Origin of the sequence: Shewanella sp. DW31 (genome assembly GCF_015767295.1) — a bacterium.
GTDB classification, from domain to species: domain Bacteria; phylum Pseudomonadota; class Gammaproteobacteria; order Enterobacterales; family Shewanellaceae; genus Shewanella; species Shewanella oncorhynchi.
In genome coordinates this window covers 19,512-34,045 of the sequence record NZ_JADWMP020000012.1, presented here as the reverse complement: position 1 = coordinate 34,045, position 14,534 = coordinate 19,512, and the positions used below count along the sequence as shown (strand labels likewise).

At 45.9% G+C, this 14,534-nt stretch carries 10 protein-coding genes; 7 read left to right on the top strand and 3 right to left on the bottom strand.

What is annotated here, in order from left to right; genetic code table 11:
* The first annotated feature begins 2 nt into the window (after positions 1–2).
* The gene (locus GWI56_RS11565) at positions 3–3,233 is read left to right on the top strand and encodes a DUF2339 domain-containing protein (protein ID WP_198572966.1); all 3,231 of its coding nucleotides are present in this window, start codon (positions 3–5) and stop codon (positions 3,231–3,233) included.
* Positions 3,234–3,352: 119 nt separating this feature from the next.
* On the opposite strand, the gene GWI56_RS11560 is transcribed toward GWI56_RS11565, so the two are convergent.
* Both GWI56_RS11560 and GWI56_RS11555 read right to left on the bottom strand, forming a co-directional pair.
* The gene (locus tag GWI56_RS11560; RefSeq protein WP_198572965.1) at positions 3,353–4,651 is read right to left on the bottom strand and encodes an aminotransferase class I/II-fold pyridoxal phosphate-dependent enzyme; all 1,299 of its coding nucleotides are present in this window, start codon (positions 4,649–4,651) and stop codon (positions 3,353–3,355) included.
* 124 nt (positions 4,652–4,775) lie between these two features.
* Positions 4,776–6,215, bottom strand: a complete 1,440-nt coding sequence (locus GWI56_RS11555; protein WP_198572964.1) for a PLP-dependent aminotransferase family protein — start codon at positions 6,213–6,215, stop codon at positions 4,776–4,778.
* A gap of 158 nt (positions 6,216–6,373) precedes the next feature.
* On the opposite strand from GWI56_RS11555, the gene GWI56_RS11550 reads away from it, so the two are divergent.
* From GWI56_RS11550 to GWI56_RS11535, 4 genes are all read left to right on the top strand, one after another.
* Complete coding sequence (locus GWI56_RS11550; RefSeq protein ID WP_198572963.1) at positions 6,374–7,708, top strand: cytochrome ubiquinol oxidase subunit I; 1,335 nt, start codon at positions 6,374–6,376, stop codon at positions 7,706–7,708.
* Between the two features lie 60 nt (positions 7,709–7,768).
* The gene (gene cydB / locus GWI56_RS11545; RefSeq protein WP_105250028.1) at positions 7,769–8,776 is read left to right on the top strand and encodes a cytochrome d ubiquinol oxidase subunit II; all 1,008 of its coding nucleotides are present in this window, start codon (positions 7,769–7,771) and stop codon (positions 8,774–8,776) included.
* Between the two features lie 101 nt (positions 8,777–8,877).
* A complete protein-coding gene (locus GWI56_RS11540; RefSeq protein WP_105250029.1) occupies positions 8,878–9,012 on the top strand; it encodes a DUF2474 domain-containing protein in 135 nt (44 codons plus the stop codon).
* A 626-nt stretch (positions 9,013–9,638) separates the two neighbouring features.
* On the top strand, positions 9,639–10,043 hold the full coding sequence (locus tag GWI56_RS11535; RefSeq protein WP_028759523.1) for a GreA/GreB family elongation factor: 405 nt from the start codon (positions 9,639–9,641) through the stop codon (positions 10,041–10,043).
* Positions 10,044–10,818: 775 nt separating this feature from the next.
* On the opposite strand, the gene GWI56_RS11530 is transcribed toward GWI56_RS11535, so the two are convergent.
* On the bottom strand, positions 10,819–11,595 hold the full coding sequence (locus tag GWI56_RS11530; RefSeq protein ID WP_198572962.1) for a helix-turn-helix transcriptional regulator: 777 nt from the start codon (positions 11,593–11,595) through the stop codon (positions 10,819–10,821).
* A 213-nt stretch (positions 11,596–11,808) separates the two neighbouring features.
* On the opposite strand from GWI56_RS11530, the gene GWI56_RS11525 reads away from it, so the two are divergent.
* Positions 11,809–12,699 carry a DMT family transporter gene (locus tag GWI56_RS11525; RefSeq protein WP_113939865.1) on the top strand — a complete coding sequence of 297 codons (891 nt, stop codon included), beginning with the start codon at positions 11,809–11,811 and terminating at the stop codon, positions 12,697–12,699.
* Positions 12,700–12,852: 153 nt separating this feature from the next.
* Positions 12,853–14,484, top strand: coding sequence for a methyl-accepting chemotaxis protein (locus GWI56_RS11520; protein WP_173496925.1), 1,632 nt, complete (start codon positions 12,853–12,855; stop codon positions 14,482–14,484).
* The last annotated feature ends 50 nt before the right edge of the window (positions 14,485–14,534 follow it).

Sequence of the window (14,534 nt, the reverse complement as noted above, 5' to 3'; positions counted from 1 at the left end):
ATATGCCGTTAAAGGATGACGTTGCCCAACTAAAAGCTGAGCTGGCACAGTTACAATCGCTGCATTTATCGCAGCAATCTTCGCTAAGTCGTCAATTAGCAGAATTCTCCACTAAGCTCGAGACGTTAAGTCAGCAAATTGCAACTGAAGATGCCACTGAAACCACTCTGAATATGGCAGCGAGTGCTTCATCAATTGCATCTGTGCTCACCGCCGCCGATAACGCGCCTACATTAACCTATGCGGCACAAACACCAACCCTTGAGCCAGCTTCCGTAGAGCCAGCCCCAGCAGAACCCAACCCATGGCAGCAAGGCCCTATACCAAGTGAACCTCGGCAAGAAGACCCTTGGCAAAGAAAAACGAAAAATACCCCGACAGAACAAACCGCTAAAACCGAACACCTTTCTCAAGCGCAAAATCAACAGCTGAGTGATGAAGTCAAATTGCAGGCAAGCGTGCAAGCGGCGAGTCAATTTGATGAGTTGTTATCCCAAGGACTCGCGGCCGTCATGGCACCCTTTGCGGCAGTCAACGAGCAAGTCAAATCTTTCTACCATCATTATCAGGCCAAGGGATTAGGACCTGTCTTTTTAATGACTGTCGCAGGCATTATCACCCTGACCTTAGGCTTTGGTTATTTACTGCAATATTCAATCAACCATTGGTTTTCTGAACTTGGCAAAGCGCTACTCGGGTTTGCCAGCGCGAACGCTATCATCATAGGCGGGATTTTTATTCGCCAAAAACGCGCGGGTATGGCGGATTTTGGCTCTGGTATTGTCGGACTCGGACTCATACTTAATTATCTCTGCGCGTACTTTATTGGGCCGTATTTTGAGTTAATTCCCAATAGCGCGAGTTTTATCTTACTGTTATTGATCACTTTGGCAGGTTATGGCCTGTCGATGCGCTTAGATGCCAAAGTGATCGCCGTGATCGCCTTAGTCGGTGGCTCGACCGCGCCTATGATGCTGTTATCCCAAAGCTATGCGCCGCTATTGTATCTGCCTTATTTACTGCTTATTGGTGCGGGCGCCCTTGCCCAGAGTCGCAAACTTAAGTGGCCGCTGCTACTGGAAATCACCGCCCTGTTGCACATAGGCTGCATCGAAGCTTTTAGCCATTTCATTGAATTACCACTCAGCGACGTTGGTGGCGTCAGTCTGCTCGCACTTATCAGTATTAATGCGTTCTTTTATCTCTACGGCATCACCGGCCTACTATTTACCAAGCAGTTTACCCATCATGATGAAAAACATAATGCACTGAGCCATCGCATACTCGCCCTACCGATAGCATTGCTCGCCTTTGTGTTATTAGAGTTGACGCAATTTACTGAGTTCGCAGGGGAAATCTTTGCGGCCAACGCCCTGATTTGCGCAGCCCTCTATTGGAAGCGCACAGGCAACCTAGAAAAAGCCCGCAGCGGCTTATTGTTAGTCTTTGCAGGCAGTTTTGCGGGATTTGCCGCACTGTATTTACTCAGCCACGATTTCCTCGGATTAGTCTTACTGCTCGAAGCCTTATTACTGTTGTGGATTGGCACCAAAGAAGAACTGATTTCCGTTCGCGCCGAAGCCTATGTATTGCTGCTGATGGGATTAGGGCTCAATGCGTCTAGTGTACTGACAGGCATGAGCCTTTTAGAATCAAGCTTTATCGATGGGGCGCTAATTTCTCCCTTGTCAGCTTTTGGCTTTCCACTGTTGGCACTGGCTTTAAGTTGCGCCGCCTTAGTCTTAGTGATTCGGCTATTAACACTCCATCATACGTTACTTTCGACCCTAGAAAGTCAGCTAAACAGAGTGTTAAAAGAGCTATTAAGCGGTTTTTATGTGGCGACAATTATCCTCGCGGCTTACCTTCTGAGTAGCGATTACTACCTCGCCATCTTGCCACTGGTCAGCCTATTACTGCTGTATTTGAGCGCAAAGGACAGACTCGTTGTGAGCGAGTTTGCTGCTTGGCTCTTACTATTGCCGCTGCTGTTTAAGGTTGTTGAAGGCATAATGCTCACAGGCAGTTTTAGCTTTAGTGCCCAACCGCTTATGGCAAAACTGGCACGGTTTGAGTTATTTATCGCCTTACTCTTGGCCCATTATTGGTATCGTCGCCACTATAAAGATGCCTTATTTGCCAAAGCCGCTTATACGATGCAAATCTTCTGCTATTTGCTGCTGCCGCTTATTCTGCTGCCCAAAATCATCCGCAACCATTGGGAATATACCGCTATCGCACTCTGGCTGAGCACCTTTATGAGCCTAGGTTTAGCCTACTTTGTTAAACATAAGAGTTTGAACATAGAAGCCAAAATCCTCACTTGGCTAGCGGTTCTGATGACAGCCTCGCTATGCCTTATTCACGCTTGGCAAGGACTCGCGGCGCTGGCCGTTGGCGCCCTGTTTATGGGCTTCACCCTGCTCCGCTACCGCCAATTACCCGAGCATTGGCGCCCCTTGCTGCAACTACAATGGCAATTGAGCCCTTATTACTTTGCACTGGTAACGGCCGTGATCGTTTATGGCTTTAATCATTCTGAGCTAGTAGGAATAGCCATGACAGCATTAGCCTTAAGTGGTTATTTTGCATTGCTAATCCAAAGAGGTTTAAGCCTGAGAGGTGTAAGTCAGGCATCTGTAGGCCAAACCTCATATAGCGCAAAATTCCCCCTCGCAGCCGAAATCCAAGCCGCAATAAAGGAAAGCTATCATCTCGCCTATGGCCTAACGTTAGGCTTAGCCCTGCAGCCCATCATGTTGCATTTTGAGCTAACACTCGGGCTTAATCGTGATAATGCCTCGTTTGTGTTAATCGAGTTTTTATCACTGGCACTCCTAGCAAGGCTTATCTTGCAGCACGGTGCAGCAATACGCTTGCATAGACGCATCTTACCTTTACAAGGACTTAAGTGGGGTTGGCATCTGTTACTCGCCTTAAGTTACTTCATGTGGAGTTATAGCTTCGATAACATTATTGCCGCACCGCTCAGCGCGATTTTATTGGTTATCCATGGCAGTGTGTTGATGTTTATCAGCTTAAAACCACAAAATGCCGATATGATCCGCCTCGCTGCTGGACTATTTACCTTATCGACACTTAAGGTGCTATTACTGGATATGGCTTCATTCGAGCTAGTGCAAAAGGTGATTGCCTTTATGCTGATCGGGGTTATTTTACTGACAGTTTCTTACTTCTATCAGAAGGCGAGAAATCGACTGCAGCAAGATTAACATCGTTTTTAAAGCACTAAAAAGCCGCCATCAAATTTAATCGATGGCGGCTTTTTACTGTTAACGATTTAATAAAGCGATGAGGTATCGGCTATTTAATATGGACTATTCGATACGAGCTATTTGCTCGCCAGTGCCTTATCGAGCGCCTGCGCCACATCGTTAATGATGTCGTCGATATGCTCAATCCCAACCGAGATACGGATAAGATCCTCAGACACGCCCGCCCTTGCCAGTTCATCGGCATCGAGCTGTCTGTGCGTAGTGCTCGCAGGGTGGCAGGCCAAGGATTTCGCATCCCCAATGTTCACTAAACGCAGGATCATCTGCAGTGCATCGATAAAACGTCCGCCAGCACGCTTACCTTCTTCTGCTGTGGCCGCTTTAATCCCAAAGCTGATGATCCCTGAAGCTTTTCCGCCAGTGATCTTGTGGCAATTATCCTGATAAGGGCTGCTCGGCAAGGCACCATAGTTCACCCAACTCACCGCCGGATGCAACACCAGATATTCCGCTAATGCCAAGGCATTCGAGCAATGTCGCTCCATTCTAAGGCTTAAGGTTTCAAGGCCTTGCAACAGTAAAAATGCACTGTGCGGTGACAGTGCGGCGCCGGTATTACGCAGCGGTACCACACGGCAACGACCAATAAATGCCGCAGGACCAAAGGCTTCTGTGTAAACCACTCCATGGTAAGAAGGATCGGCTTGGTTGAGTAAGGCAAATCTTTCCTTATTCGCCACCCAATCGAACTTGCCTGAATCGATAATCACCCCGCCAATCGTTGTTCCATGGCCACCAATGTATTTAGTTAAAGAGTGGATAACGATATCGGCGCCATGCTCAAAGGGGCGACATAACACTGGAGTCGCGACCGTATTATCGACAATCAAAGGCACGCCATGCTTATGGGCAATCTCGGCTAAACGTTGTAAATCGACAATATTGCCGGCTGGATTACCAATCGATTCGCAGAATAAGGCCTTAGTTTTGTCATCGATCAGCTCATCGAGGCCTTCAAAATCATCGAAGGCCGCCATGCGCACTTCAACGCCTTGGCGCGGCAGCGTATGGGCAAACAGATTGTAAGTGCCGCCATAGAGCTGACTGGTGCTGACGATGTTATCGCCAACTTGAGTCAAGGCTTGAATCGCATAGGTAATCGCCGCCATACCCGATGCTACGGCCAGCGCACCTATGCCGCCTTCAATGGCCGCCAGACGTTGCTCTAGCACGCTAGTCGTAGGATTCATTATCCGAGTATAAATATTACCAGCGACTTTTAAGTCAAATAAATCAGCACCATGCTGGGTATCATCGAAAGTATAAGAGGTCGTTTGATAGATAGGTACTGCGGCCGCCTTCGTGGTCGCTTCTGACTCATAACCATGGTGTAATGCCAGTGACTCTAATTTCATTTTCCCTTCCTTAATCCGTAGCAGCCCAGTATTCAATCGACATTGAGAATTGCACAAGATTTGTGCATGTTCAACAAGCTAACAGATAGACATCTAGAAGTCTAAAAATTTTTAGCCACAGCCTTTAACTTCGGCGCAAATTGTTGCGGATAAGTTCGGCCAGCACCACGACCGCAGAGACTATCTCTGGCGAGCACTCGTATGAGGCATTCAAACGCATAAAATGGCGGAATTCGACCTGATTACTAAAGAGATTTCCGGGTGCAATACTGATCCCACGCTCAATCGCCTGATAATAAATTTGTGTAGCGTCCATGTGTGATGGCAGCGCTAACCAGAGAAAATAGCCGCCCTGCGCGAAGTTGACCCCCACAGATTCGGGCAGATGCGCGCACAATAATTGATACATGGCCAATTTACGGCTGGCTAACTTTTTACGTAACTGTTTCAAATGCCGTTCATATTGCGCCGACTGAATAAAATCGGCGATGGCGAGCTGCATCGGCGCACTGGTCGATAACGTCGACATGACTTGTAAGCGTTGTAACTGCGGTGCATGGCATCCCGCCGCCACCCAGCCGACACGATAACCAGCAATCAAAGACTTAGAAAATGAGCCGCAGTGCAACACCCGTCCTTCGGTATCGAAGGCTTTTACTGGCCTTGGCGCGCTCGAGTCGACATAGAGTTCTTGATAAACATCATCCTCAATCAGACTGACCTTATGCTCGTTTAGTAGCTGATAAAGCGCCTGTTTTTTAGCATCCGATAAGCTGCAACCTAAGGGATTTTGATGTTGGCTCATCAACCAGCAGGCTTTCACTGGATAGGTTTTTAATACTTCTGCCAGCGCCTCGAGATCAATCCCCTGTTGTGGATCGGTCGCGACCGCAATGGCCTTAAGCTTAAGCCGCTCAATCGCTTGCATCGCACCATAAAAGGTCGGTGATTCAATGACAACCCAATCCCCCGCTTGAGTCAGCGTCGCTAAACTCAAGTTGAGCGCCTCCATGGCACCCGAGGTAATGATGATTTCGTCGGGCGAAATGCTCATGCCCAATTTGGCATAACGTTGGGAAATAGCCTTACGCAATCCCGCATTTCCTGGCGGTAAATTATCGGCGGCAAAAGAAGGTGACATGTGCCGAGTCACCTTAACCAAAGATCGCGCCAGTGCTTGTTGTGGGAATAAACTAGGATCGGGAAATCCTGAGCCAAAGGGCACTATATCCGCCTGCTTTGAAGCCTGCAGCACATTGAATACAAATTCATTAATATCCACGCTATCGGAAAGATAAATCGGCTTTTGTCGCTCGGGATAACGAAAGGCTTCTCCCTGCCGCGCGATTAATTCCGGCTTTGGCGCCACTAAATAGCCAGACTTAGCCTGCGCCGAGATCACGCCTTGGCTTTCCAATAACTGATAGGCATTGAGCACTGTCATCAGACTCAAGCCCGAATCGGCCACAGTTTGGCGCAGCGACGGCAACTTGTCCCCCGCCTGCCAGACACCTTGGGCTATTCGTGTCTTTAATTCCTGCGCTAACTGCTCATACTTCGTCATCTGTTATAGCCAAGCCAAGATATTCTGTGTCTGTTATAGCTAGCATATCCCATGGTCTAATAGCACACAAGCTTTCACCGTCAAGCCAATTTAGGGTTCAGTGAACGCGACTAGAACAATGCCTTTGTAACGAGAAATGCCTATCGCTCGAGGAAATTATGTTTGATTTTGATGCCACAGTACTCGCTAGGATCCAATTTGCTTTTACCATCTCTTTTCACATTATTTTCCCTGCCATCACTATCGGCCTCGCCACCTATCTAGCAGTATTAGAAGGTTTATGGCTGAAAACAGCGAATGAGGTTTACCAACAACTCTATCAATTTTGGTCGAAGATTTTTGCGATTAACTTCGGCATGGGTGTGGTCTCAGGCATAGTGATGGCCTATCAATTTGGTACCCATTGGAGTGCTTTTTCCGCCTTCGCGGGCAGCGTAACTGGGCCGCTACTCACCTATGAAGTCCTCACCGCCTTCTTCCTCGAAGCGGGTTTTCTGGGGGTCATGCTATTTGGTCAGCAGAAGGTAGGCAAAAACTTGCATTTCTTCGCCACTTGTATGGTCGCCACGGGTACGATTATCTCAACTTTCTGGATCTTAGCTTCAAACAGCTGGATGCAGACGCCCCAAGGTTTTGAAATCGTGAACAATCGCGTTATTCCAGTGGATTGGTTTCAGATAGTGTTTAACCCTTCATTTCCCTATCGTTTAGCCCATATGACAGTGGCGGCCTTTATTTCATCAGCTTTCTTTGTGGGTGCATCGGCGGCTTGGCACTTACTCAAAGGTAACGACACACCCGCGATCCGCAAGATGTTATCTATGGCGATGTGGATGGCGTTAATTGTCGCGCCGCTGCAAGCTGTGATTGGCGATTTTCATGGTTTAAATACCCTTGAATATCAACCTGTAAAAGTAGCGGCGATGGAAGGCCATTGGCGTAATGAGGGTGACAAACCCACACCGCTTATCTTGTTTGCGATTCCCGATATGGACGCAGAGAAAAACCACTTCAGTCTCGAAATCCCAGGGCTCGCGAGCCTGATCTTACAGCATGATTTAAGCAAACAAGTGCCAGCCTTGACTGAGTATCCCGCCGAGGACAGACCCAATGTGTTGTTAGTGTTCTGGAGTTTTAGGCTCATGGTCGGCTTAGGCTTATTGATGATTTTTGCTGGACTGTGGAGTGCTTATCTCAGGCGCAAAGGCAGCCTCTACAGCAACAAACACTTTCTGCGATTTGTATTGGTGCTCGGCCCCGCCGGATTGCTCGCCACACTAGCGGGCTGGTTCACTACCGAACTTGGCCGTCAACCTTGGGTGATCCAAGGATTGATGCGCACTCAGGATGCCGTGTCTTCCCACAGCGTTACCCACCTGAGTATCAGTCTAGGGATTTTCATCGTCAGTTACTGCGGCATCTTCGGCGTTGGTTATCGCTATATGATGCGACTCATCCGCAAAGGGCCAGATATCGCGGCAACAAGCCATTAATTTTAAAGTAAATGAATCTAGTTTTACTTATTCAATCTTAAACATATTTAAGGGCTCACCATGGAATTCGATCTACCCTTGATTTGGTTCGGGATCATCATTTTTGCCACCTTAATGTATATCGTGATGGATGGCTTTGATCTCGGCATCGGCATACTGTTTCCCTTTATTCACGACGAAGACGACAGGGATATTATGGTTAATACCGTCGCCCCCGTTTGGGATGGTAACGAAACCTGGTTAGTGCTCGGCGGCGCCAGCCTGCTCGGTGCATTTCCCCTCGCCTATGCCATAGTGCTCGAAGCGCTAACCATACCGCTGCTCATCATGCTGCTGGCATTGATTTTTCGCGGCGTGGCATTTGAGTTTAGATTTAAGTCAGGCGCAGAAGCTAAACCATTCTGGGATAAAGCGTTTATGTTCGGTTCTATCACGGCCACCTTTTCACAGGGCGTAGTACTGGGGGCATTTATCTCTGGCATTTCGGTGAGTAACCAACAATTTAGCGGCAGTAGTTTCGATTGGTTAACGCCCTTCTCACTTTTCTGCGGTTTTGGTCTTATGCTGGCCTATGCTCTGCTCGGCGCGACTTGGCTGGTGAAAAAATGCCAAGGCGAGCTTAAAACGACCATGCAACAACTCGGCAGAGCACTGACCTTATGCCTGCTTATGACCATAGGTTTAGTCAGTTTATGGACCCCCTTCGTGCAACCCAATATTGCCCTGCGCTGGTTTAGCTTGCCGAATTTATTCTACTTCGCCCCAGTGCCAATACTGGTATTAGCCTGCAGTTGGGCCTTGATAAAATCCCTAAATCGTGATGATAACTATCAGCCATTCCTACTCACTCTAGGGCTGATTTTCTTAGGATTTAGTGGCTTAGGGATCAGTATCTGGCCGCACATTATTCCACCCAACATCAGCCTTTGGCAGGCAGCAGCCCCCGACAGCAGCCTAAGCTTTATGCTCGTCGGCGCCCTGATGATCATCCCGCTGATTTTGGTTTATACCTTTTGGAGCTACTACGTGTTCCGCGGCAAAGTAACCAAGGATGCAGGCTATCACTAGCCATGACTCAGGTAAAAGAGGCTTCCCACAACGCGACCTAAGCTAACTTGGCTTAGGTCGCTGATTCACCTTAGATGACTTTACATATGCAGGAGATCAACATGACGACCCAAACGAAATCCCTCGCCTATCGACTCGGCTGGTTAGTGCTGATTTGGTGTACAAGCGTAAGCTGTCTGTTCCTCGTCTCTATGTGTATCAAAATACTTTTAAAAGGTGCGGGCTTAACAACCTAAGTAAATATTGACTTTAGAAGCTTATATTAAGGCTTAATTCAGTTAGTGCCCATAGCATCTAGCGACAATGCACTAGAACATTCAATGGTTGAATTAATTTGGCTTTCAGTTCCGCCAAATTAACAAGTGCTCAGTTTACTTTACGAGTGCTAGCATTAAATTGACGAAGACTAGCCTCCAATGTAGCAAAGTTAAAACCATGTTAAATCCAGCTTTACTGTTATCAGTATATTCAGCAAGATTAGCTTAGTTAGGCTTGCTTTATATTTTTACTTGACCTATGGTATCAGCCAAGCAATTAGTACTTATTTAGTTAATGGTGAGATTTAGTTAATGGCAAGACCGATATACTAAATCGATATACAAAAATAAATAATCAATCGAATATCAACTTTTGACTGGAGATGTAACACTATGTTTAGCACTGCATTTTCATCACTATTTTCCCATTTGTTAGCTAACACATCTAGTTCAGTAAGCTCAATCCGCCTCTCGCTCAAATTCCCAGTCTAAGCCGAGCGTCACTCGCGCTCGGCAGAATTATAACTTCTTGTGAAATAAGCACAGAGTAATACTCATTTTAATATCTATGCTTATATTTTAACTTTGTTATTTCAGAGGCGGCAATGGCATATTCTTTTTTTAGTGGTCTTTTCCAGAATTTTATTCTAAAAACTGAAACCTATTATTTACAAAACAGTTTTAATGCCTCTCTACGCCCAACGGCTTTGGCAGGCGTGATTAGTAAGCTTGAGCAGCTAAAGCATGATACGACGAGTGATAAAGTGACTGTGGGACGGGAAATTCACTTAGTTAATCTGCAGGATCAGCAAGAGTACCAAATTGAACTCGTGTATCCACCAAGGCATAAACCCAGTGCAGGACGTTTCTCTGTCATATCAGATTTAGGCGTCAGCTTACTTGGGTTATCAAAGGGCGAACTGGCAGAGGTGAGCATTTTAGGCAAACCAGTTCTGTTTATGATTAAAGATGTCAGTTTAACGAAAAAACAACCTAAAAAGTCTGTATAGAAAAAATCATTTGGCATACTTTTTTGTAAATGGCTATTGAGTATTGCTACTTGACAACATTTCATAAAATTTTAAAGATATGATTATTAGGCTGTAAGCATTTTAAAATAAAGCATGTTCAATTCAGTGGCAACATGCTTTGAACTCGCTATTAGCGGCGGCTTATAGCGGCATTTTCAACATAATATAATAAGAGGGAATGTTATTTTGAAGTCATTAACTGGCCGCGATATTTATTAAAGAGACACTTTAGATAAGTTTAACACTGCAATTAACGACTCTTTGCAACTATTTACGTATAAGTCATGGCAGCGCTTTAGAGTAAACAGCAAAGGGGTTAAGAGGTTTAGCACGGCGCCTCAATCGTTAAATTTATTTTTATACTCTTTATAAATAAACCGTCTCAATTAAAGCCTGAAATAAAAAATTGAGCCCAACTATCGAAACCGATTTGCGGCGCGGGTTCGGATAGTAACCTTCACTTTGGAGTTTATATCTATGAGTAAAGAAAAAAACAAAAAACCGCCAATGAAAACCTTAAAAGAGAAGCGTCAAGATAAACGGAACCGCCAAAAGGCTTCCGACTAACTTATCTAACTCTGTAAAAAACCTTAAATCCTCTCTTTAAATAGGCCGAAAATAGGGTGTTAATACTTTAGCACCCTATCTTATTTCACAGCTTCCCCCCAATATTTTTAGTGCATCATCTAGCGCGACTTTCGCATAGGATCTCATTATCTCGCCTTTATTAAGCCTTGCTCCATCAGCCACTCAATCACAATCGACGGCGATACTGCTCAGGTGAGCACTGAGCATATTTTTTAAACATCACGATATAAGGCGAAGTTTGGTTATAGCCGAGCGTCAATGCCACTTCTTTGATCGCAAGTCCCTGACGTAATAGTTGTAAGGAATAGATAAACTTATGCCTTTGTCTTAGCTCAGTAAAACTCATCCCCAGAACCTCTTGGCAGCGACGAGCTAAGGTACGCTCTGTGGTATGTAATTCACTGGCCCAAGATTTAAAGGTTTTCGAACTCGCAGGGTCGGCTTCAAGTGCCAGCAACAACGGCTGTAACAGTTTATCTGAAACGGTGGGCAGAAATTGCGGTAGAGCTTTACCCAAGGTCAGCTGATCGAGCAAAACCTCAACCAGTCGCTTATCCGCCGCAGTTTCTGCCACAGTGACTTGCCGTTCCCGCAGATCGTTAACGATCGATTGGGCAATGGATGTCACGGCTAAAAGACAGGTCTCTATGGGAAAAGCCGCAGCCCGCTCGGCAGCTATATTCATCGAGCAATAATGAATACTGCGCCGAGTATAACTTTCATGTTCTATCCCTGCAGGAACCCAAATCGCATATTGTGACGGCGATAAAAACCGTTGCCCTGCAGCATGTAACTCCATAATTCCACCGCTGATTAACTGCAGTTGCCCCCAAATATGTTGATGTTTTGGCGTTACCGTATTTGGCAGGAAAGCTTCATAGTTGAAGAAGATATCTGCAGCAGGCTCTTGTTCTGCCGTGAGCGGATGGTAAACCGTGCGCATTTTGATGCCCTCAAAGCTATGGTGGTCCAAAAAACTCAAACGAAATCGCTAACCCAGATTACGCTTGTCCGTAGAGGAACTGACCTTGTCTGATAAGCGATATTTATATCATAACCGACCATGGATAATAGCCACTAATCTATTATCTGGATGCTTAAGTGATAAGCCATAAGCTATGGCCAGTCACTTTAGCCAGTACCTAAAGGCAAGACCATGCTGTATTTGTTCCCCCTGTTGGCCGTATTAATTTGGGCAGGCAATTCGATAGTCAACAAGCTCTCATTTGGGATTATCGATCCTGAAGCCATAGCATTTTACCGTTGGTTTTTCGCTATGTTATTGTTAACCCCCTTTGTCGCAAGTCGCGTCTGGCAAAAACGCCAAGTGATACTACCTTTGTTACCTAAGTTCGCTACTTTGGCTTTGTTAGGTATGGTGCTAAACCAGAGTTTGGCCTATTTTGCGGCGGCTACCACCACGGCAACAAATATGGCATTAATCACCTCTCTCGTGCCTATGATCAGTCTGTTTTTAGCAGTGCCATTACTCAAGCAAAAATTATCACCGTTAGCCTTTGGTGGCACCTTAATCTCGCTATTTGGATTGATTTTTATGCTCAGTCACGGCGATATGATGAACCTTGCCATCGGCGTGACTCAAGGTGATTTACTGTTGCTGTTTAGCGCCTTTGTGTATGCACTCTATGGCGTATTACTGAAACGCTGGCAACTGCCACTGCCGACTTGGGAGTCGGTTTATATTCAAGGACTCATAGCCGTATTCATGCTGACGCCACTGCTGTTTACGAGTCCCAGCATAGCGATCAGTGCCCAATCGGCACCACTGATACTTTACGCTGCTATCGCTGCCTCACTTTTAGCGCCGTGGGCTTGGATCAATGGCATAAGTAAACTCGGCGCCGATCGCACCAGCGTATTCTTTAATTTAATGCCTATTATTGCGGCGATACTGGCGGCCATCATCCTAGATGAAACCTTAGCCATTTATCATTATATTGGCGGTTCTATGGTCATTATTGGCGTCATGCTAGTGCAGATAAAACCTAAGCCTAAAGTCATCCCTACCCTAGCTTGTCCTGAATAATCCAAAGTAATGCGTCAACGCCTTGGTAACAGTGACCAAGGTGGTTTCGCTTATTTCAATGCGTACAAAATCCCATCGCAATCTGCTGCACGCAAAGGCAATTCTATAAATAACGGCTAAGCTATTTATTAAGTTATTAATGGAGATCGTCCTATGTTTAACAGTATTCGCGTTAAGTTTTCACTGATGTTTGCCATTATGGCGACAGCGCTCATTGTCATGGCAGTCACCGATGCTATGCAAAGCCGTGCTACTGTGAAACAGATGCAGGAATTTAGTCAGTTATTTAATCCCGCAATTTCGGCAATTCTCAATGCAGATCGCGACCTTTATCAAGCGCAGCTAAGTGAAGAAGTGTTACTCAGGGAAGAATTATCTGCCGATAATCGCAAGAGTGAGATTGATAACTGGCAAGAGAATGTCGATCAAGCCCGTGACAGAATGGGCGAATTTAAAAAAATCCTGACAGATCACCTGCAAGTACTGCAATCAACCAATGGCTTTGAGGCGCAGTTTTCGCTCTGGTATCAAGCCTCATCAGAGGTCATTAATGCCGTTAAAAGTAATGATTTTGAACGCGCGAAACAACTCCACGAAACCAAATCCAAGCAAGAATTTAAGGCATTAAGAGATATCTACAATGCCGCGGGCGAAGCCGCCGATAACAGAGTAAAAGAGCTAGATTTACAAGCAACTGAACAGGCAACCACCCAAACCCAAATATCCTTAACGATAGCGAGCTTAGTCGCCATTGTGGCGCTGTTAATTGCCTACTTCGGCCCTAAAATTATAGTCAATGCAATTGAAGATATCACTAGCAGGATCAATGACATTGTCGATGGTGACGGTAACTTAACCCAAAGGATCCCTATCACACGTCAGGATGAAATCGGCGAGCTCGCCCATGCATTTAACTTATTTGTAGAGCAGCTACAGCAAATGGTCATCTCGATTATTGGTCAAACTAAAGATGTGAGCCAAACCGTTGAAAGCCTTGCAACTAAGTCAGCTACCACAATCAACATCAGCCATGAACAAGAGCAGTTTGTCGATACCATTGTCACAGCAGTAAATGAAATGAGTGCAGCTGTAAGAGAAGTCGCCAGTAACGCTCTTCATACAGCCACCGAAATCACTAAGGTGAATGACCAAACAGTAGAGGGTAAAAATATCCTCGCCCAGTCCGTTAATCATATTCAACAACTGTCTGAATCAGTTAAAAATGCCGTGACAGTTATTGAAAAACTTTCAGTCAATTCTGCCAATATTGCCTCAGTGCTTGATGTGATCCGCTCAATCGCTGAGCAAACTAATCTCCTTGCACTTAACGCGGCCATTGAAGCTGCGCGCGCTGGCGAACAGGGCCGCGGCTTTGCCGTAGTCGCAGATGAAGTACGTACACTGGCGAGTCGCACCGAAACCTCGACCCAAGATATTCAGCGCATGATTGAAGAGTTGCAACGCGGTGTAAATGATGCGGTTAAAAGCATTGAATCGGGAGCTAGCTTGACCACATCAACCGTGACCCTCGCCAGCCAAACCCAAGATGCATTAGATGAAATTCTAAACTCCACCTCTAAGGTCAGTGAGATGTCCACTCAAACGGCGACTGCAACCGAAGAGCAAACCCATGTGACCGAAGAAATTAATCGTAACTTGACCGAATTATCCGATAAAACAAGATACTGCAACTTAGTGATCCAAGAAACGCAGCAAATAGTCGTCAACACTAAAGCCATTTGCAGCAACCTACAAAAAGAAGTTGCGCGATTTAAAGTCGCTTAAGATAAATAGCTAACGACACATGGTGAGCGATAAGCAATTGAAACGAAAAG

What these genes read in the sequence shown, in the direction of transcription:
- GWI56_RS11550 (WP_198572963.1), top strand. Translation starts at nt 6,374, where the DNA reads ATGTTTGATTTTGATGCCACAGTACTCGCTAGGATCCAATTTGCTTTT.
- GWI56_RS11530 (WP_198572962.1), bottom strand. Translation starts at nt 11,595, where the DNA reads ATGCGCACGGTTTACCATCCGCTCACGGCAGAACAAGAGCCTGCTGCA.
- GWI56_RS11565 (WP_198572966.1), top strand. Translation starts at nt 3, where the DNA reads ATGCCGTTAAAGGATGACGTTGCCCAACTAAAAGCTGAGCTGGCACAG.
- cydB (WP_105250028.1), top strand. Translation starts at nt 7,769, where the DNA reads ATGGAATTCGATCTACCCTTGATTTGGTTCGGGATCATCATTTTTGCC.
- GWI56_RS11560 (WP_198572965.1), bottom strand. Translation starts at nt 4,651, where the DNA reads ATGAAATTAGAGTCACTGGCATTACACCATGGTTATGAGTCAGAAGCG.
- GWI56_RS11540 (WP_105250029.1), top strand. Translation starts at nt 8,878, where the DNA reads ATGACGACCCAAACGAAATCCCTCGCCTATCGACTCGGCTGGTTAGTG.
- GWI56_RS11555 (WP_198572964.1), bottom strand. Translation starts at nt 6,215, where the DNA reads ATGACGAAGTATGAGCAGTTAGCGCAGGAATTAAAGACACGAATAGCC.
- GWI56_RS11525 (WP_113939865.1), top strand. Translation starts at nt 11,809, where the DNA reads ATGCTGTATTTGTTCCCCCTGTTGGCCGTATTAATTTGGGCAGGCAAT.
- GWI56_RS11520 (WP_173496925.1), top strand. Translation starts at nt 12,853, where the DNA reads ATGTTTAACAGTATTCGCGTTAAGTTTTCACTGATGTTTGCCATTATG.
- GWI56_RS11535 (WP_028759523.1), top strand. Translation starts at nt 9,639, where the DNA reads ATGGCATATTCTTTTTTTAGTGGTCTTTTCCAGAATTTTATTCTAAAA.